This window comes from Algoriphagus winogradskyi, assembly GCF_900182815.1.
GTDB classification, from domain to species: Bacteria; Bacteroidota; Bacteroidia; order Cytophagales; family Cyclobacteriaceae; genus Algoriphagus; species Algoriphagus winogradskyi.
The window spans coordinates 306,774-324,166 of record NZ_FXUA01000005.1; the positions used below are offsets into that span (position 1 = coordinate 306,774).

The following is a 17,393-nucleotide window of genomic DNA, read 5'->3' on the forward strand; positions in this document are numbered from 1 at the left end:
ATGTTTAAAAGAGGCCACTGTATTAATTTTTTGAGATACGCATTTCTCTTGTTTTTCTGTTTTGAGGTTTCTTCGCTGATGGCCCAGCAAGACCCTCAATTCACCCAGTATATGTACAATGGGATGTATTACAATCCCGCATTTGCTGGCAAAGATGGTGGATTTAGGTTTTCTGCACTGCATCGATCTCAATGGTTAAATTATACAACCACCACTGGTCAGGGTGGAGCGCCTGTGACTCAATTGGTGACTGGTCAAGGTAGGATAGAAGGGAAAAATATAGGATATGGTCTTACTATTGTAAATGATCGAATAGGCGCGACTAGTAATTTGGAGATTAATCTACAAGGGGCCTATCATAAAAAGCTTAACAGATCAACTTTAAGCGTTGGTGCGTATGTTGGAATGTTTTCCAGTGCGCTAGATTATGGTGATTTAATCGTTGTTAATCCTGAGCCTAATCTTCCGGTGGCAGGGAAAGAAAGTCAATTGAATTTCAATTTTGGAGCAGGCTTACTACTGGATGCTCGAAATTATTATATAGGTCTCAGTAGTAGACATATAAATGAGCCTAATTTTGATTTTGGGGATGGTTCTTATTCGAATCAATTGAAAAATCATTCGTATTTGCTCTTGGGATATAGATTTAGACCGGTAGGTCAATTAGTAATTGAACCTAGTTTCCTATTAAAATCAGTGTCATTTAATAATTTTTCTTATGAGGCTAGCGTTATTGCTACTCATCAGAATAAAATAAGTGGGGGGATAGGATTTAGAGGGGAAGAATCAGTTTCATTAATCTTAGGCTATTCCCTATTAAAAGATAATTCATTGAAATTGGGCTATGCTTTCGATTTGGTATTTAGCGGTGTAGAAGCTAAATCTCCGACAAGTCACGAACTTATGCTTCGCTACACTTTATCTAATGTAAGTAGAGAAATACAACGAGTGATACAAAGAACACCGAGGTTTAGGTTTTAAATTAGCTGAAATTCAATAGGAACAATAGTTGTAATGGATGAGCAACAGAATATCAATTCCTATATTTTGGCAGGTTATTTGCATTATTGTGCCAAATTCAGCTAAATTTCGAATCTTGAAAATACTTTACACATCGTAATTATTTGATGAACGAAAAAACGTCATTTATGTATAAAAAAATGAATGTTCGCTTATTGCCTCTTACTTTAGGGTTGGCACTAGTGACACTTTTACCTAGTTGCGGTCTTTTTAGTAAAAAAGGTTCGGCTAGTGAAAAGATGAATAGAAGAGGAGAGGTAACAGGTGTTCCTAAGCGTGAAAACTGGCAACAAAATCTTCCTTATGACATGGTTCCGGTAAAAGCTGGAACATTCTGGATGGGGCAAGCCGATGAAGATATTGCATTCTCGCAATCTGCATTGAACAAGCAAATAACCATTTCAGAATTTTTCATGGACAAATATGAAGTGTCTAATAATAAGTACCGTCAATTTTTAGAAGCTGTAAAAAGCGGGACATATGAAACAGGTACTCCAACTACTTTAAAAGATCCTCCTCAATTAAATTATGACGAGCTTAAACCAGATACCACTGTTTGGTCTACAAGCTTTGCATACCATTATGGAGACCCATTGATGGAATTTTATTTTGATCATCCGGCATTTGACAACTATCCAGTGGTAGGGGTAACTTGGGATCAGGCTAAAAAATACTGTGAATGGAAAACTTACCACATGAGGGCAAATGACGAGGTTGATTTTGATGGGCCTGCATTTGAACTTCCTTCTGAGGCTGAGTGGGAATACGCTGCTAAAGGAGGTAAGGATGTAGCTAAGTATCCTTGGGGTGGTCCGTACTTGAAGAACAAGAGAGGTTGCTTGATGGCTAACTTCAAACCTGGTCGTGGTAATTACATCGATGATGGCTTTGCATATACAGCGCCTGTTGATGTTTTTGCTCCAAATGGTTATGGATTATATAATATGTCAGGTAATGTGGCGGAGTGGGTGCTAGACGCCTATGCTACTACATCTAGTTCAATCACCTGGGATTTGAATCCAGTTTACACAGACCCGAACGAACCAAGAAAAGTTGTAAGAGGTGGTAGCTGGAAAGATATCGCTCATTACTTAGAGACAAGTACCCGAACTTATGAATATGAAGATGTTGCGCAAGCGCATATTGGATTCAGAACTAAGATGACGTTTATTGGCCGTTCAGGATCAATGGATGTAAAAAATTCAACTAGAAGAAGAAGATAATTAATTTAATTTAGCAAAAACAACTACCTAACACCTTATTATATCATTTCACATGGCTAGTAAAAGCAACTCATTTTCAGCAACATTTTATACCAGCATAATGCCAAAAATTTATGGTATTGGTGCTGCAGTCGTTATTCTTGGTGCGATGTTTAAAATCCTAGATTTACCATTCGCCAACTGGATGATTGGTATTGGACTAAGTACTGAGGCATTTATATTTTTCCTTTCAGCTTTTGAGCCACAGCATAAAGAGGTGGATTGGTCTAAAGTATATCCAGAGCTTGCTGGTGATACACCTGCAGCTCCAAGAGCGCAAAGAGTAGTAGCAGGAGGAGGCGATCAAGTTTCGCAAAAGCTTGACGAAATGCTAGCGAATGCTAAAGTTGGCCCTGAATTAATTGAGAGCCTTGGTAAAGGAATGCAAAATCTAGCAACCTCAGCTCAGAAGATGGGTAATCTTTCTGATGCAGCAGTAGCTACTAACGAATATGCAACGAATGTTAAATCTGCTGCTAAGACTTTGGTAGATATGAATGCTTCATATAGCAAAACTGCAGCTGCTTTGACTGAAATGTCTTCTGCTTCTCAGGACGCCAAAGCATATCATACTCAAGTAGTAACTGTAACGAAAAATCTTTCTGCACTTAATTCTGTCTATGAGATGGAGCTTCAGGATGCCAATAGCCATGTTAAAACATTGAATAAGTTCTATGCTAACATGACGGCGGCTATGGAAGGTCTTACTGAAGCAGGTAAAGAAACTCAAGCATTTAAAACAGAATTATCAAAATTGAATCAGAACGTAAGTTCATTGAATAAAATCTATGGTGGAATGCTATCCGCTATGAAAGGTTAATTTCTCTTCAATTCATTTTAAAATCCATTAAAACTTAAAAATGGCAGGAGCTAAAGAGACACCTAGACAGCGGATGATTGGTATGATGTACCTGGTTTTGACGGCCCTTTTGGCCCTACAGGTAAGCAACCAAATCCTCCAAAAATTTGTATTGATTAACGATGGAATGGAAAGGACTTCCCGAAATTTCATCAATAAAAACCAGAAAACGGTTGAATCGATAGAGTACACGGTAGATCAACAAGGAAACAAAGAAGTGGATGTGCCAAAAGTTGCTGCTGCAAACCAGATTCGAGAAGCTACAAAAGAAACCTTTGATTATTTGGAGCAGCTTAAGCAGGATTTGATTACGCAGTCCAATGCAAAAAATGACGAAGGCAACTACGTAAACGCGCAACTTAAAAATACAGAGATTACGGGTAATCTATTTGCCAATAATGGTAAAGGAGAAGAGATGAAGCAAAAATTAAATGCTTATCCTGCCAAGATATCCGAAATTTTAAGCTCAGTAGGACTTTCTGATCTCAAATTTGATGACATCGCTAAGGATGCATCTGAGATCGAGCTTTTCGCAAATGACAGAGAAGCAAGAAATAAGGACTTTGTTGCATTGAATTTCGTTAAATCTCCAGTTGGTGCTGTAATTGCTTTGATTTCACAATACCAAAACGAAGTTTTGAATATTGAAAGTGAGTCACTAACTGCGGTACAGAATACAATTGGTTCATTCTTTTTCAAAGCTGACGTTACTGAAGCAAGAATTGCTGCATTATCTAATGTTGTAGCAGCTGGTACAAAATTCGAAGCTGATATGTTTATCGCTTCAAGTTCAACAGCTTCAGTGCCGACTATGACTATTGATGGTCGTGCGGTGCCTGTAGATGCTACTGGGTTTGGTAAAATTGAATTTAATGTAACTCCAGCTTCTGAGTATGATGATAGAGGATTAGCTAGAAGAGTAATCAACGGTGAGATTATCACCAATGTAGGTGGAGAAGATAAAGTGCTACCAGTTGAATATGAGTACTTCGTAGCTCAGCCCGTAATTAAAGTTTCCTCAGAAGTTGTACAACAGCTTTATGCGGATTGTGCAAATGAGCTTTTGATTGAGGTTCCCGCTCTAGGAAACACTTATTCACCAGAATTCGCAGTAAGTAATGGGCAAGCTATTAAAGGAAATAAACCTGGTCAATTAACTGTAATTCCAGGTGCATCTGGAAAGGTAAATATTGGAGTTAGTAGTGGAGGAAATAAAATCGGTACAGTGGATTATGATATTAAGCCAGTTCCTTTGCCTAGCTTAGTACCAGCTTCATCTAATGGTACTGAAATTGACCTAAGTCAAGCACAAGCAATCAGTTCTCTAATGGGACTTAAAATGCTAGCTAAGGCAGAACCAACTTTTGCTAGAACAATGGCAAAGGATGCTACCTTCGAGGTAACTGGTGGTGAAATGAGACTGTTGAGAAATGAAGTACCTAGACAAACTACGCCTATATCTAATGGCAATAGTTTAGCGATGCGTTCGTTATTGGAAAGCGCTAGAGCTGGAGATGTTGTGGTGTTTGAAATTAGACAAGTAACTAGGACAAATTTCAGAGGAAATAAAATTCCTTCAGAATTAAGACAAGTTGTCACTATTCGAGTTAAGTAATTCGAGTTTTGGATTAACATAAACGAATAATTATGAAAAAGTATCTTCCAAAATTAATCCTATCCTTGCTTATAGCCGGGGGATTTTCGCCTCTTGTGAGTCAGGCGCAAATTCCTGCTACAAGCGTTAGTCCATCTGGGTATGGGGATCGTCAGTTTGACATGGATACCATCTACTCTGCTAAAAGAATCAGAGAAGATGATAAAATGTATCAAATAGGTGTTTGGAGAAGGATTGATCTCCGTGAAAAGTATAATATGCCTCTTTATGGCTCTGGAGATACCAAAAGTAATGGTATTGTTAATCAGATTTATGATGCTATCGTAGAGGAGAATGCTTTAGAAGTTTTCGCTGATGAGGATTTCACTCAGCCATTGTCAATAGCTGAATTTCAAGAGAATTTCTGGTTGAATGCAACTGGAGATAGTATCTTCTCAAAACAATTGTACTATTTGGATTTTAAGGAAGATTTTGTTTTTGATAAACATCATTCAGACATGGTATTTGATATCAAATACCTTGAATTAGTCATGCCGTCAGAGACAAATTCCAATGCAGGTCAGAAGACAATTGCTTTCATTCGTTACAAAGACTTCTACAATCATTTCAAAGATCATCCTGATGCTAGATGGATTAATTTTCAAAATCAGGCGAGGAGCTTAACTTATGATCAGGCATTTGAGACTAGGTTGTTTAGATCTGTGGTAAGAAAATTTACAAACTCTGAAGAAGCTTTGATTGCCGATTTAGTAGCTGTTGATCATCCTAATCCAGAGATGCAGGCTTATGTGGATGCGCTCAATTTTGAATACAAATTGCTAGAATATGAAAACTCCCTTTGGGAGTGGTAATAAATACAAAGGGGCTTTTTAAGCCCCTTTATTTTTTTCTTTCCATTCTATTAGTGCTTTTGCGCGACTAGCTCCTATTACTGCGGCTATTTCTTTCTCGCTTGCCTCATTGATCTTTTTTACTGATTTAAAATGACTCAATAAGTTATCAGCTGTGCTTTTACCTATGCCAGGGATAGCTGTCAGCTGTGTTCCAAAAGCATTTTTACTTCGGATGTTTCTATGAAAGGTAATAGCAAAGCGGTGAGCTTCGTCCCGGATTCTTTGCAATAGCCTCAAACTCTCTGATTTCTTATCGATATGAATAGGATAGGAATCTCCAGGGAAATAGATTTCTTCCAGTCTTTTGGCAATCCCAATAATAGGCATCTGCCCATATACACCCAATTCCTTGAGCGCCTCGACTGCCGATGATAATTGCCCTTTACCACCGTCTATTACCACAAGCTTTGGCATAGGCTTACCTTCGTCTAATAGACGCTTATACCTACGCCCTACAACTTCTTTCATACTTGCAAAGTCATCTGGACCAACGACAGTTTTAATGTGATAATGTCGATATTCTTTAACAGCAGGTTTACCATTTAAAAAACAAACCATACTAGCTACAGGATTAGTGCCTTGAATATTGGAGTTGTCAAAGCATTCTATGTGATCTGGTATTTCCGGCAAACTTAAATCTTGTTGCAGTTGGCGGATTACTCGGTCTTTTTTATCCTGATTTAAGCCTACTAATAAAGCTTTTTCTTTTTTGTAATAAAGAGCATTTTTCAAGGATAACTCGATAAGCTTCTTCTTATCTCCAATTTTCGGATGGAATACATTCAATCCCTCTATCTGTTCTGTCAACTCGATATTTAGTAAGACCTCTTCGGCATCACTTTGGAATTGATCTTGAAGTCTAATTAATGCTGTGAGGAGCAATTGTTCGTCAGATTCATCCAGTCTCTTTTTTAGCTCCACGTTCTTTGATGTTATCAGCGCGCCATTTTTTACCCGCATGAAGTTTACATAGGCATGCTTCTCATCAGACACAATTGTACACACGTCTAGATTGTTAATTGACGGGCTTGCTATTAGCGACTTGGCCTGGTACTTTTCAAGCAACTCCAATTTTTCCTTGAGTTTGTGAGCTTTTTCAAATTCCAGGTTTTCTGCATGTAGCTGCATTTCTTGTTTGAAATAAGCTTTTGCCACAGCAAGATTACCCTTTAGGATATGCTTTGCCTGCTCCAAATCTTTATTGTAATCAACCTCATTTTGTAATCCTACACAAGGCCCCTGGCAATTACCTATGTGGTATTCTAGGCATACTTTATATTTTCCCTCAGCTATTTTATATGGGGATAAATCAAGTTTGCAAGTTCTTATAGTGAATAACTCTCGAATCAAGTCCAGTACATTATTCATAGCCTTCACACTGGCAAAAGGCCCAAAGTAAGTTCCTCTCCTAGGAATCATTTTTCTCGTAGGGAAGATTTGCGGGAAATTTTCTTTTGTTAAAAGCAGATAAGGATACGTCTTATCGTCTCGAAGTAAGATGTTATACTTCGGCTGTGACTTTTTTATCAAGTTATTCTCCAAAAGGAGAGCGTCAAATTCGCTGTCAACTAAAGTGATTTCAATTCTTCGTATTTCTTTGACCATCTTTCTGGTCTTGAGATTTACGCCTGTATTTTTGTTGAAATAACTACCAACCCGCTTTTTTAAGCTTTTTGCCTTACCAACATATATTAATTCATTCTCCTCATTGAAATATTTGTATACCCCCGGTTGATCTGGAAGCGTGAGGTGATCAGTTGGTAAAAAGGAAGAGGATTGCATAGGCTAAAATTAAAAAAAAACAGCCTTGGTGTAAGGCTGTTTTGGAAAGAGGATTTATATTTTTTTAAAAATCGTTCTTCTTTGCATCATAATCAAAGTCAGCAAAACGCTGACTTTCTTTTTCATAGACATCGCAATCTATTTCTATACTAAGAGGACGCTCAGGTCTTGGAAATGCACCCTTAGTATATCCTAAACTCTTGTCAGCATAAACTTTTTTCATGTAGTTCTGCCAAATAGGTCGGGCAGTCCTACCTCCTTGACCTTCATACCAACTTCTAAAGTGAATAGCGCGATCATCTCCACCTACCCATACTCCACTTACTAAGTCTTTACTTATTCCCATATACCAACCATCGGAAGCATTTTGGGTTGTTCCAGTTTTGCCTCCTAGCTCATTGTCTTGCCTCAATTCCCAATCCACACCCTGACTTGTTCCGCCGCTTTCTTCAAAACCACCTCGGAGCATATAAGTCATTAAATAAGCATGTTCTTCGCTCATTGCCGGTCTCTTTTTAGCTGTGAATTGCTGAATTACGTTCCCGTTTTTATCCTCAATGCGGTCAATATAGAATGGGGTTGTATGCTCACCTTTATTGACAAAAGTCCCAAAGGCCCCCACCATTTCGAAAATAGAAACATCATTTACTCCTAGCGCCAAAGCTGGAACTTCTTCCAAATCACTTGTTACTCCTAATCTTCTTGCGGTCTCTACCACAATCTTAGGGCTTAACTTTTTCATCATATAGGCAGTAATAGAATTTACAGATTCTGCCATCGCATGTCTGATAGTCATTTTCTTATAGGAGAATGTTCCGTCTGCATTGGAAGGACTCCATGCAGGTTGCCCTGGAATGTAAACTTCCACAGGCTGATCGATCACACTATAGCATGGACTGTAGCCATTTTCAATGGCTGCGGCATATACGAATGGCTTGAAGGTAGAACCAGGCTGTCTCTTAGCTCTAAGTACGTGGTCGTACTTAAAATACTTATGGTCCAAACCACCCACCCAAGCTTTGATTTGTCCCGTATGTGCATCCATACTCATAAAGCCAGTCTGAAGGAATTTCTTATAATACCGCATGGAATCCATTGAGCTCATTAGGGTATCTATTTCTCCTTTTTCCCATGAGAATACCTTCATCTTCTTTTTCTCATTCAGCTTGAGATTGATAGAATCTGTGTCGTTTCCGTAGCGTACTTTGAGTAAGCGGTAAGCTTCAGTTCTTCTTACGGCATCTTCGATGAAATTCGGGATAACACGACGGTGTTCATCTATCCATGGGTCATTCTTACCCATTTCCTTATAGAATTTAGCTTGCAAGGTTGCCATATGATCTGCCACTGCATCTTCTGCGTATTGCTGCATGCGGCTATCAATAGTAGCATAAATTCTAAGACCATCTCCGTAAAGATCATATGCACTTCCATCGGATTTTAAGTTTTCCTTCGTCCATTTTATCAAATCTGCTTTGACGATTTCCCTGAAATATGTAGCTAATCCTTTATTTTGATTTGCTACACTATAGTTTAATTCAATGGGTAATTTGGACAGAGAATCATATTCAGAATCAGTTAATGCATCGTTCTTTCGCATTTGTGATAATACAGTATTACGTCTACGAAGTGAGTTCTCTGGATTGTAAACAGGGCTATAGTAGGTCGGAGCTTTGAATAGGCCAACCAGAACAGCTGATTCTTGAACGGCAAGATCTGAGGGAGTTTTATTAAAAAAAGTCTTGGCGGCAGTTTTTATCCCAAATGCGTTAGATCCAAAATCGGAAGTGTTTAAATACAATGTTAGGATCTCATTTTTAGTGTAAGCTTTCTCCAATTGAGTAGCAACAATCCATTCTTTGGTCTTAATGATTAACATCCGCAGGCCAGGGATCGAGCTTAGCAAACCATTGCTGGCATCTGTTCTAGTTTTGAAAAGGTTTTTTGCGGTCTGCTGGCTAAGTGTAGATCCTCCACCAGCATTCTGGCCAAGTAAAATTGATTTGACAAAAACCCGCATCATTGCTTGCATGTCGATTCCGGAGTGGTTCTCAAAACGTACATCCTCAGTCGAAATCAATGCATTAACTAGATTTGGTGACAGGTCTTCATACTTGACAGGGCTTCTATTTTCACGGAAATACTGTCCTAGGAGCACCCCGTCCGTAGAATATAATTCCGATGCAATTTCAGAATCTGGATTTTCTAAAGCTTTAAAGTCTGGTAGCGTTCCAAATAATCCTAGAAAGTTGATACTAATCATCCAAACAAAAAGGATGAAACCAAAAAATCCTGCTATAAAGGCAATCCAAAGAAATTTTACAGTCTTGGTCACCCATGGGGAAGTTTGGGGTTTTGCTTTGTTACTCATAGTTTACTTATAAGCGGACTTAAAGAAAGCCCTATATTCTTCTAAATTTTTGCTTTTACTCAGTAATTGAAAGTTTTCTATCGATATCACAAATGAATTTGACTTTACCTCATCAGGTAACCCTTCTGATTTGAATTCTTTTAGAAACTTACTGTAATATTCTTTTGCTTTTTCGCCATTCGAAAAAGGGCTAATAATCAAAATCGTGTTCTCTCTGTTGAAATTAAAATCTCCTGTTCTCAATCTTTCCTTAGAGAAATTCGACGCATGAAAATTCTCTATATCTGGTAAAAGACTTTTTGCAGTTTCAGGAAGAGTTGGATCCATCACAAGTGCAAAGATGTGCGTTGCCGCCTCATTGTATTTGAAAGGTGAAGAAGATACTCCTTCATTTTTTACTTTATCTTCCGAAGCCGTGTTCTCAATCTGTGTGGAATCTCCTTCTGCTAGTTCTTTTGGGTTGAGTTCTGCCAGCTCTTCTTGAGACAGCATAGGTTTTAGCATATTCCTTGCCAATTCTACCAAACTTTTGTCTTCAGTATTTTCAATGTAATTTTCTAAGCGTTCTCGGTACTTAGCTTTACTTTCAGTTTTGCCCGTCACCATAATGTCCAGAAGCAGTAATCGTTCCGTATTTCGAGTGAGAGGATATTCTTCGAGTGCTGATTTGATTATCGCTTTGCTGGCTTGATATTCCCCAGAATAGTAAGAATTATACGCCTGCTCGTATCTTTTGGAAGATTCTACATAGGCCAAATTTCCCGAGGCAGCATCTGGGTTGTTCACTGAAAAAGTGTATTGTGATTCTGGAAACTCTCGATTCAAACGGCTTACATATTGTTGGGAATTTCCTCCCAAATCTTTTTGTGCTAAATACAATAAATAATACGCTTCTGGCTTTCTTGATGAAGCAGGGTAAACTCGAACTAAAGTTTCAAGGTTCTCAACACTTTGATCGGTTTCTTTTAGCTCAAAGTATAAGAGTTTACCTAACTCGAAGTATGATGCTTCTAATTCTAGGTTTAGCGAAGCAATCTGTTCGGCTGTATTTGGGATTTCCGCCAACAAATTGTCTATGGTTGGCAATTGGCTTAGAAGACTTTCGTTTTCTGTGGCTATGGAGTCTCCTTCAGCAGGTTCAGGTATGGTCGGGGCAGAACTTTGGAAACTCATGGCACTTCTCCTCCAGTTATCCTGCAAAGGACGATTACCCCAGGTTCTTCTAAAGTCAATAGCGCCCTGTTGCATGGCGACGCTATTGTCAAAGTAAAAGGATGAGCCAGTCCCCCTGTCATTGAAGGCTAAAAGATTGTCGAAAATACTTGTGCTTTTCGGTTTCTGAAGTTCCGCGGCCTCCCGCATGAGGCGTTCTTCTTCTGATTTAATGTAGTTTTCAGCGACTAGTTTCTGCTCTTCAGGAGTTAATTCCGCTAAATTCAGGAGACTGTCATTGTCTTGGATTCTCTCAAAATGAAAAACATATTGATCAAGAGACTCTTTTTGACTTGTGATTTGTATCGCTATTGGATCACTTTCATTAATGTAGGAAAGCGCAGAATCCAGGTAGTATTTGGTGGCTCTGTAATCTTTGAATTCAGATAAATTGATATCTGCGAGCTTTTGATAAATATATCCTTTCACACGGGGGTTACTTCCGGGTTCTTTAGCTGCCTGATGAAGTAAATCAAGAGTAAGCTCTGTGTCCCCTTGTTTTTCTTCAAAAAGCGCCTTTTCATAAATGACTACATCTTTTAGGTCCTTGTTTTTAGGATCTTCGTATAGGTCATCGTAGTATCTGCGTACTTTTCTAAGATCCTTTGATGCATTTAGTTCAGCCACTTGTTGTGCATACAATTGTGCATAAAAACTACGCTCATAAGGAGGGTTTCCAGCTAGTGATTTTTCGTAATATTCATGGGCCAAGGCATCAAAACCTTCCCGCTGGTAGCGTTGGGCTAGTATAAAGTTGATTCGAGAGGCCTCTTTTTTGTCCTTCGAATATTCTATTGCTTTATCTAATGCACCGATTACGCCACTCTTATCGCCTCTTTTCTCATAGTAATAGGCCAAGGTTCGATAAAGCTCATATCTGTTTTCTTCTGAAATATCAGTTTCCTTGGAGAGGTAATCAATAGTGAAATTCGCATTTTCAACTTCCCCTTGATCTACATACAGCCGTAGCAAAGTGATTAGAGTCTGATGGCGCAAATCATCACTTTTTGAATTTACATTGATGTACTTGAACGTGTTCTGTGCATCGTCAAAATGCGATTGATAATAGTCAAGCTTGCCAAGAATGTAATAGCTATCATCTACCCAATTGCTGATTTTATGCCATTCTATGGCTTTTGATGCGAGTTCTCTGGATGATTGAAGCTTCTCGGCATTTGCTTGAATAGTTGCTGAATCAAGAGGAATAAAGACAGGGAGAATCTGGGTATAGTCTTCTTTATAATTTTTAAAAACTTCAGATTCTACCTCTTTCAGCCTAACATCAGCTAGGTAATAAGCATTAAAATGAGCAGTGACATTATGAAATGTCCTGTTTGTAAAGGTGTTGCGCTCGGATGAGCATGCCCCACTAAAAAGTAAAATGATTAATGCTAGCTTGGAAAATCTCCTCATGAGTTGTTTTGCCCAATTAAAGTAGCAAAATAGGTCTTTTGATTTACTTAGTGAACGAAATCGCTGTTCTATTATTTTTGGATTTTATATTGGCAGGCTATTCGCATCAATTTTTTAATAGTTTTAAGGAATAAATCAGATAATAGATGAGTGAACAGTCTAAAAAGAATGAAGGAAATAATACACCAGTTTATGTTAAGTATATTGGTCTTTCATTTCAGCTTTTTGGAGTTATCGGTGGCGGAACTTGGCTGGGTTGGTGGCTTCAGCAGAAGAGTGATATGAAATTTCCCTTATGGTTACTGCTTTTTTGTTTTGCCTCGATTGGGATAGCTTTTTATCAGTTGTGGAATTCGATTCGATCGGATAAGTAGTCAGACAAAAGAAAATTTGGGATAAATTTGTAAGAAATTAATACCCATGCTGTTGAAATCTAACTATCATCTGAAATTTTTCCTGCTCACTGGAATAATAAGTCTGCTGATCCTTTTACTGGGATGGTTGCTTCCTTCCACCATACATGCGGACATCTGGAAAATTCTGTCTTTTCTGGCAATATCGTCCTATTTGGTGGGTGTAATGAGTCTTTGGCTGCTAAAAGGTTCTTCAGAAAACCTACTTCAAATAAAAATGTTGGGAATGATACTCAGGATAATTGCCTCCTTATCCTTCATCGGAATCATGGTTTTTATGGGGACAGAGAATATTCTTTTATTTGTGGTGGATTTCTTTATTCTGTTTTTGTTCTATCTGGTTTTTGATATCTACACGTTTCTGGCTAACTTGCGCCCGATTTCGAAGTAGCCCTCAAAAAAAGAGTAGATGACGCGCAAATTTCTTTCCCTAAGTATTTTATTGTCAGCGTTTTTGCTGAGTTTCTCCAGTGTGTCTTTTGCTTCTGGAGCAGATTCTGAAGATGGAGGTGAAGATCCTACGGGCTTCATCATGCATCACATCAAGGACTCGCACGAGTGGCATTTTTTCAATGTAGGCCATACCCACGTAACGCTTTCTCTGCCTGTAATCGTGTATTCTGGAGATAGAGGTTTAGAGATTTTTAGCTCTAAGGACTTTCAGGATCATGAAACACACGCCTTTGGTGAGGAGTATGCACATGAAGGATATTATATAGATTCTCATGACCATATGGGGAGAGTGGATGGTGCTAGTTTCACTGATTTGTCCATTACTAAAAATGTTGTGATGATGTTTCTGGTGATTGCAGTTGTCTTGATTCTATCTCTTTCTGCTGCTGGTCACTATAAGAAGCATGGTGCTATTGCGCCAAAGGGAGCTGCGGCAATCGTAGAGCCTATAGTTATATTTGTTAGAGACGAGATTGCTCATAAAGCGATCGGTCCTAAGTATAAGAAGTTCGTACCTTACTTACTTACACTTTTCTTTTTCATCTGGATTGGTAACCTGATCGGTTTGCTTCCAGGTGCGGCTAACCTGACTGGTAACATCGCTGTTACTGCCACTTTAGCGGTATTGACATTTATCATTGTAAATGTCAATGGCAATAAGGATTACTGGAAACACGTCTTCATGACCCCCGGTGTTCCTATTCCATTGCTATTGGTAATTGTTCCGGTAGAGATTATCGGCTTGTTTACTAAGCCTTTTGCATTGATGGTTCGTCTTTTTGTAGCCATCACAGCAGGTCACATTGTAATCTTGGCTTTCATAGCTTTGGTCTTCATATTTGAGTCATACACCATTGGAGTGGTTAGTACGCTGATGGTGACATTTATCAATATGATCGAGCTATTGGTGGCGACGATTCAGGCTTATGTATTTACCCTGTTCACGGCGATGTACATCGGTTCTGCAGTAGCGGAGCATGCACACGACGAGGCACATTAATTAGGAATTTCTTTGTTCAATTTATTAAATAAAAACGTATGTTAACTTCAATCTTATTAACAGCTGGAATGGCACTTATGGGTGCTGGTATCGGTGCAGGTATTGTTGCGATTGGCGCAGGACTTGGTATCGGTAGAATTGGTGGACAAGCTATGGAATCTATTGCTCGTCAGCCTGAGGCTGCTGGTAAAATCCAAACTGCTATGTTGATCATTGCAGCTTTGATCGAGGTGGTTTCCCTGTTTGCAGTAGTAGTTTGTCTACTTATTGCTTTGAATGCAGGCGGTATCGCTTTCTAAGAACAAATGAATCGGGATTGGTCGTTAGGGCCAATCCCTCTTTTTGAACAATAACGAAATTATATATATCTAATGGATCTGATTTTACCTAGTTCCGGACTGATCTTCTGGCAGTTGTTTGGCTTTTTAGCACTCTTGTTTATTCTAATCAAGTTTGCCTGGAAGCCTATGCTTGCGGCAATTGAAGAGAGAGAAACCAGTATCAACAATGCATTGAAAGCTGCTGAGACTGCCAGAAATGAAATGGCAAACCTAAAGGCGGAGAATGAAAAACTTCTTGCTGAAGCCAGACTGGAAAGAGATACTATTCTTAAAAAAGCTCAAGATGCTTCTGTTAAAATGATCGATGATGCTAAGGCTGAAGCTGTAAAAGCTGGCGCTTTGATGATCGAGAATGCTAAGGCGGTGATTGAAACTGAGAAAAAAGCTGCTTTGGCAGATGTGAAGTCTCAGGTTGCTTCACTTTCTTTGGACATAACAGAGAAATTATTGAGAGCAAATCTTTCTGATGACAAGTCTCAAAAGGATTTGGTAGAAGGATTCATCAAAGAACTTAAGCTTAACTAATACACCTCCATGTCAAACCAGAGAGTAGCATCCCGCTATGCCAAGTCAATCATGGAACTTTCTTTGGAAAAAGGAAGACTAGAGGAGGTGCATACAGATTTTCTTAGGCTGACTGCTTTGGCAGAAAGCAATCATGAATTGAATTTGGTGTTGAAAAACCCAATAGTAGGTTCTGATAAGAAATTGAATGTGCTAAAAGCACTGTTTGCCAAAAGTGTTGATCCGCTTACTATGACATTCTTTGAGATTATTTCTCGAAAGAATAGAGAAGAAATTCTTCTTGACGTAGCAAAGGAATTTGAAAACCAGTACAATCTTCATATGTCAATTCAGGTGGCTGAAGTGACTACTACTTTTCCTCTCGATGATACACTTCGCAAGGAGTTTGCTGAGGTTGTGAAAGAAGTATCTGGAAAGAAATCAGTACAATTGGTTGAGAAAATAAATCCAGACCTAATCGGTGGATATATTTTGAAAGTAAATGACCGCCAGATAGACGAGTCATTGAGTAGCAAACTGAGACAATTGAAGACTCAGTTTATCACAAATCATTACGAAAGTAAAATCTAACAAAAAGCATTAATCTATATATCATGGCAGAAGTAAGACCTGATGAAGTTTCGGCAATTTTAAGAGAACAACTCTCTGGTGCAAGAACCGAAGCTGAACTCGAAGAAGTGGGTACAGTCCTTCAAGTGGGGGATGGTGTAGCTCGTATCTATGGACTTTCTAAGGCACAGTCCGGTGAATTGCTAGAATTCGACAATGGTCTGAAAGCAATGGTACTGAACCTGGAAGAAGACAACGTCGGAGCAGTACTTTTCGGTGACTCCAAATCTGTAAAAGAAGGAGATACCGTAAAAAGAACTAAAAGAATTGCTTCTATCCAAGTAGGTGAAGGAATGCTAGGCCGGGTTGTGGATACTTTAGGTAATCCAATTGACGGTAAAGGACCTATTACTGGAGACTTGTACGAAATGCCTTTGGAACGTAAAGCTCCAGGTGTAATCTACCGTCAGCCAGTTACTGAGCCGCTTCAGACAGGTATCAAATCTATCGATGCGATGATTCCAATCGGTAGAGGTCAAAGAGAATTAGTTATTGGTGACCGTCAGACTGGTAAGACAGCGGTAGTTATCGATGCGATCTTGAACCAAAAAGAATTTTACGATAAAGGAGAGCCAGTTTTCTGTATCTACGTTGCAATAGGTCAGAAAGCTTCTACCGTTGCTGGTGTAGTTGCGGCCCTTGAAAAAGGTGGTGCTCTTCCATATACAGTTGTAGTAGCAGCTCCTGCTTCTGATCCAGCTCCAATGCAGTTCTTTGCTCCATTTACTGGTGCATCGATCGGTGAGTTCTTCAGAGATACAGGTCGTCCTGCTTTGGTTGTCTATGATGATCTTTCTAAACAAGCCGTAGCTTACCGTGAAGTTTCTCTTCTATTGAGAAGACCTCCGGGACGTGAAGCATATCCAGGTGACGTATTCTACCTTCACTCAAGATTGCTTGAGAGAGCTGCGAAAATCAACAAATCTGATAAAATCGCTCAGGAAATGAACGATTTGCCGGATTCTATCAAGCACTTGGTAAAAGGTGGCGGGTCATTGACTGCACTTCCGATTATCGAAACTCAAGCTGGTGACGTTTCTGCCTATATCCCGACTAACGTAATCTCTATTACAGATGGTCAGATCTTCTTGGAGACTAACCTTTTCAACTCTGGTATCCGTCCTGCGATTAACGTAGGTATCTCCGTATCCCGAGTAGGTGGTAACGCGCAGATCAAATCAATGAAGAAAATCGCCGGTACCTTGAAATTGGATCAGGCAGCTTTCCGTGAATTGGAAGCATTCTCTAAGTTTGGTTCTGATCTAGATGCGACTACTAAGCGTACGATCGAAAGAGGTAGAAGAAACCAGGAAATCTTGAAGCAAGCGCAGTACTCTCCAGTTTCTGTAGCGCATCAGGTAGCTATTATCTATGCTTCTACTAAAGGCTTGATGGATACAGTTCCAGTAGAAAACGCCAGAGCATTTGAGAAAGAATTCTATACACTATTGGATACGTCTTATCCAGAAGCACTTGACTTCATCCTAAAAGGAAAAGTTGATGAGGCTGGAAAAGTTCTTTCTAAGGCAGCAGCAGAATTAGCTCCTAAATATTCAAAATAATTGATTTGAACACCGGAAGGCGAGAGTCTTCCGGTTATCTATACCCTAGCACAACGCAACCAA

15 protein-coding genes are annotated in these 17,393 nt (G+C 39.2%); 12 read left to right on the top strand and 3 right to left on the bottom strand.

The features are described from left to right. The 5 genes from QOL76_RS14595 (at window position 1) to porN (ending at window position 5,607) form a co-directional block, all read left to right on the top strand. Complete coding sequence (locus QOL76_RS14595; RefSeq protein ID WP_283413708.1) at window positions 1-981, top strand: PorP/SprF family type IX secretion system membrane protein; 981 nt, start codon at window positions 1-3, stop codon at window positions 979-981. 167 nt (window positions 982-1,148) lie between these two features. After that, a complete protein-coding gene (porK, locus tag QOL76_RS14600) occupies window positions 1,149-2,243 on the top strand; it encodes a T9SS ring complex lipoprotein PorK/GldK (protein WP_283413709.1) in 1,095 nt (364 codons plus the stop codon). Window positions 2,244-2,295: 52 nt separating this feature from the next. Further along, complete coding sequence (porL, locus tag QOL76_RS14605; protein ID WP_283413710.1) at window positions 2,296-3,102, top strand: type IX secretion system motor protein PorL/GldL; 807 nt, start codon at window positions 2,296-2,298, stop codon at window positions 3,100-3,102. Between the two features lie 40 nt (window positions 3,103-3,142). Continuing rightward, window positions 3,143-4,756, top strand: coding sequence for a type IX secretion system motor protein PorM/GldM (gene porM / locus QOL76_RS14610; RefSeq protein WP_283413711.1), 1,614 nt, complete (start codon window positions 3,143-3,145; stop codon window positions 4,754-4,756). 32 nt (window positions 4,757-4,788) lie between these two features. Further along, on the top strand, window positions 4,789-5,607 hold the full coding sequence (gene porN, locus QOL76_RS14615) for a type IX secretion system ring subunit PorN/GldN (protein ID WP_283413712.1): 819 nt from the start codon (window positions 4,789-4,791) through the stop codon (window positions 5,605-5,607). An 18-nt stretch (window positions 5,608-5,625) separates the two neighbouring features. Here the strand turns inward: porN and uvrC are convergent, their stop codons facing one another. The 3 genes from uvrC to porW all read right to left on the bottom strand — a co-directional run bounded on the left by uvrC (window position 5,626) and on the right by porW (window position 12,427). Next, the gene (gene uvrC / locus QOL76_RS14620; protein WP_283413713.1) at window positions 5,626-7,431 is read right to left on the bottom strand and encodes an excinuclease ABC subunit UvrC; all 1,806 of its coding nucleotides are present in this window, start codon (window positions 7,429-7,431) and stop codon (window positions 5,626-5,628) included. A gap of 64 nt (window positions 7,432-7,495) precedes the next feature. Beyond that, window positions 7,496-9,802 carry a penicillin-binding protein 1A gene (locus QOL76_RS14625; protein WP_283413714.1) on the bottom strand — a complete coding sequence of 769 codons (2,307 nt, stop codon included), beginning with the start codon at window positions 9,800-9,802 and terminating at the stop codon, window positions 7,496-7,498. A 3-nt stretch (window positions 9,803-9,805) separates the two neighbouring features. Then, window positions 9,806-12,427 carry a type IX secretion system periplasmic lipoprotein PorW/SprE gene (porW, locus tag QOL76_RS14630; RefSeq protein WP_283413715.1) on the bottom strand — a complete coding sequence of 874 codons (2,622 nt, stop codon included), beginning with the start codon at window positions 12,425-12,427 and terminating at the stop codon, window positions 9,806-9,808. Between the two features lie 146 nt (window positions 12,428-12,573). Here porW and QOL76_RS14635 point away from each other — a divergent pair, with 146 nt between their 5' ends. The 7 genes from QOL76_RS14635 (at window position 12,574) to atpA (ending at window position 17,330) form a co-directional block, all read left to right on the top strand. Further along, on the top strand, window positions 12,574-12,801 hold the full coding sequence (locus tag QOL76_RS14635; RefSeq protein WP_283413716.1) for an AtpZ/AtpI family protein: 228 nt from the start codon (window positions 12,574-12,576) through the stop codon (window positions 12,799-12,801). A gap of 46 nt (window positions 12,802-12,847) precedes the next feature. Next, window positions 12,848-13,231: a hypothetical protein gene (locus QOL76_RS14640; RefSeq protein ID WP_283413717.1), complete on the top strand. Its 384-nt coding sequence runs from the start codon at window positions 12,848-12,850 to the stop codon at window positions 13,229-13,231. A gap of 18 nt (window positions 13,232-13,249) precedes the next feature. Further along, window positions 13,250-14,293, top strand: coding sequence for a F0F1 ATP synthase subunit A (gene atpB, locus QOL76_RS14645; RefSeq protein ID WP_283413718.1), 1,044 nt, complete (start codon window positions 13,250-13,252; stop codon window positions 14,291-14,293). A 38-nt stretch (window positions 14,294-14,331) separates the two neighbouring features. After that, window positions 14,332-14,592, top strand: coding sequence for an ATP synthase F0 subunit C (gene atpE / locus QOL76_RS14650; protein WP_091695803.1), 261 nt, complete (start codon window positions 14,332-14,334; stop codon window positions 14,590-14,592). A 72-nt stretch (window positions 14,593-14,664) separates the two neighbouring features. After that, complete coding sequence (locus tag QOL76_RS14655; protein WP_283413719.1) at window positions 14,665-15,159, top strand: F0F1 ATP synthase subunit B; 495 nt, start codon at window positions 14,665-14,667, stop codon at window positions 15,157-15,159. 9 nt (window positions 15,160-15,168) lie between these two features. Continuing rightward, a complete protein-coding gene (gene atpH, locus QOL76_RS14660) occupies window positions 15,169-15,729 on the top strand; it encodes an ATP synthase F1 subunit delta (RefSeq protein WP_283413720.1) in 561 nt (186 codons plus the stop codon). 23 nt (window positions 15,730-15,752) lie between these two features. Further along, complete coding sequence (gene atpA, locus QOL76_RS14665; RefSeq protein WP_283413721.1) at window positions 15,753-17,330, top strand: F0F1 ATP synthase subunit alpha; 1,578 nt, start codon at window positions 15,753-15,755, stop codon at window positions 17,328-17,330. The last annotated feature ends 63 nt before the right edge of the window (window positions 17,331-17,393 follow it).

What these genes read in the sequence shown, in the direction of transcription:
- QOL76_RS14595 (WP_283413708.1), top strand. Translation starts at nt 1, where the DNA reads ATGTTTAAAAGAGGCCACTGTATTAATTTTTTGAGATACGCATTTCTC.
- porK (WP_283413709.1), top strand. Translation starts at nt 1,149, where the DNA reads ATGTATAAAAAAATGAATGTTCGCTTATTGCCTCTTACTTTAGGGTTG.
- porL (WP_283413710.1), top strand. Translation starts at nt 2,296, where the DNA reads ATGGCTAGTAAAAGCAACTCATTTTCAGCAACATTTTATACCAGCATA.
- porM (WP_283413711.1), top strand. Translation starts at nt 3,143, where the DNA reads ATGGCAGGAGCTAAAGAGACACCTAGACAGCGGATGATTGGTATGATG.
- porN (WP_283413712.1), top strand. Translation starts at nt 4,789, where the DNA reads ATGAAAAAGTATCTTCCAAAATTAATCCTATCCTTGCTTATAGCCGGG.
- uvrC (WP_283413713.1), bottom strand. Translation starts at nt 7,431, where the DNA reads ATGCAATCCTCTTCCTTTTTACCAACTGATCACCTCACGCTTCCAGAT.
- QOL76_RS14625 (WP_283413714.1), bottom strand. Translation starts at nt 9,802, where the DNA reads ATGAGTAACAAAGCAAAACCCCAAACTTCCCCATGGGTGACCAAGACT.
- porW (WP_283413715.1), bottom strand. Translation starts at nt 12,427, where the DNA reads ATGAGGAGATTTTCCAAGCTAGCATTAATCATTTTACTTTTTAGTGGG.
- QOL76_RS14635 (WP_283413716.1), top strand. Translation starts at nt 12,574, where the DNA reads ATGAGTGAACAGTCTAAAAAGAATGAAGGAAATAATACACCAGTTTAT.
- QOL76_RS14640 (WP_283413717.1), top strand. Translation starts at nt 12,848, where the DNA reads ATGCTGTTGAAATCTAACTATCATCTGAAATTTTTCCTGCTCACTGGA.
- atpB (WP_283413718.1), top strand. Translation starts at nt 13,250, where the DNA reads ATGACGCGCAAATTTCTTTCCCTAAGTATTTTATTGTCAGCGTTTTTG.
- atpE (WP_091695803.1), top strand. Translation starts at nt 14,332, where the DNA reads ATGTTAACTTCAATCTTATTAACAGCTGGAATGGCACTTATGGGTGCT.
- QOL76_RS14655 (WP_283413719.1), top strand. Translation starts at nt 14,665, where the DNA reads ATGGATCTGATTTTACCTAGTTCCGGACTGATCTTCTGGCAGTTGTTT.
- atpH (WP_283413720.1), top strand. Translation starts at nt 15,169, where the DNA reads ATGTCAAACCAGAGAGTAGCATCCCGCTATGCCAAGTCAATCATGGAA.
- atpA (WP_283413721.1), top strand. Translation starts at nt 15,753, where the DNA reads ATGGCAGAAGTAAGACCTGATGAAGTTTCGGCAATTTTAAGAGAACAA.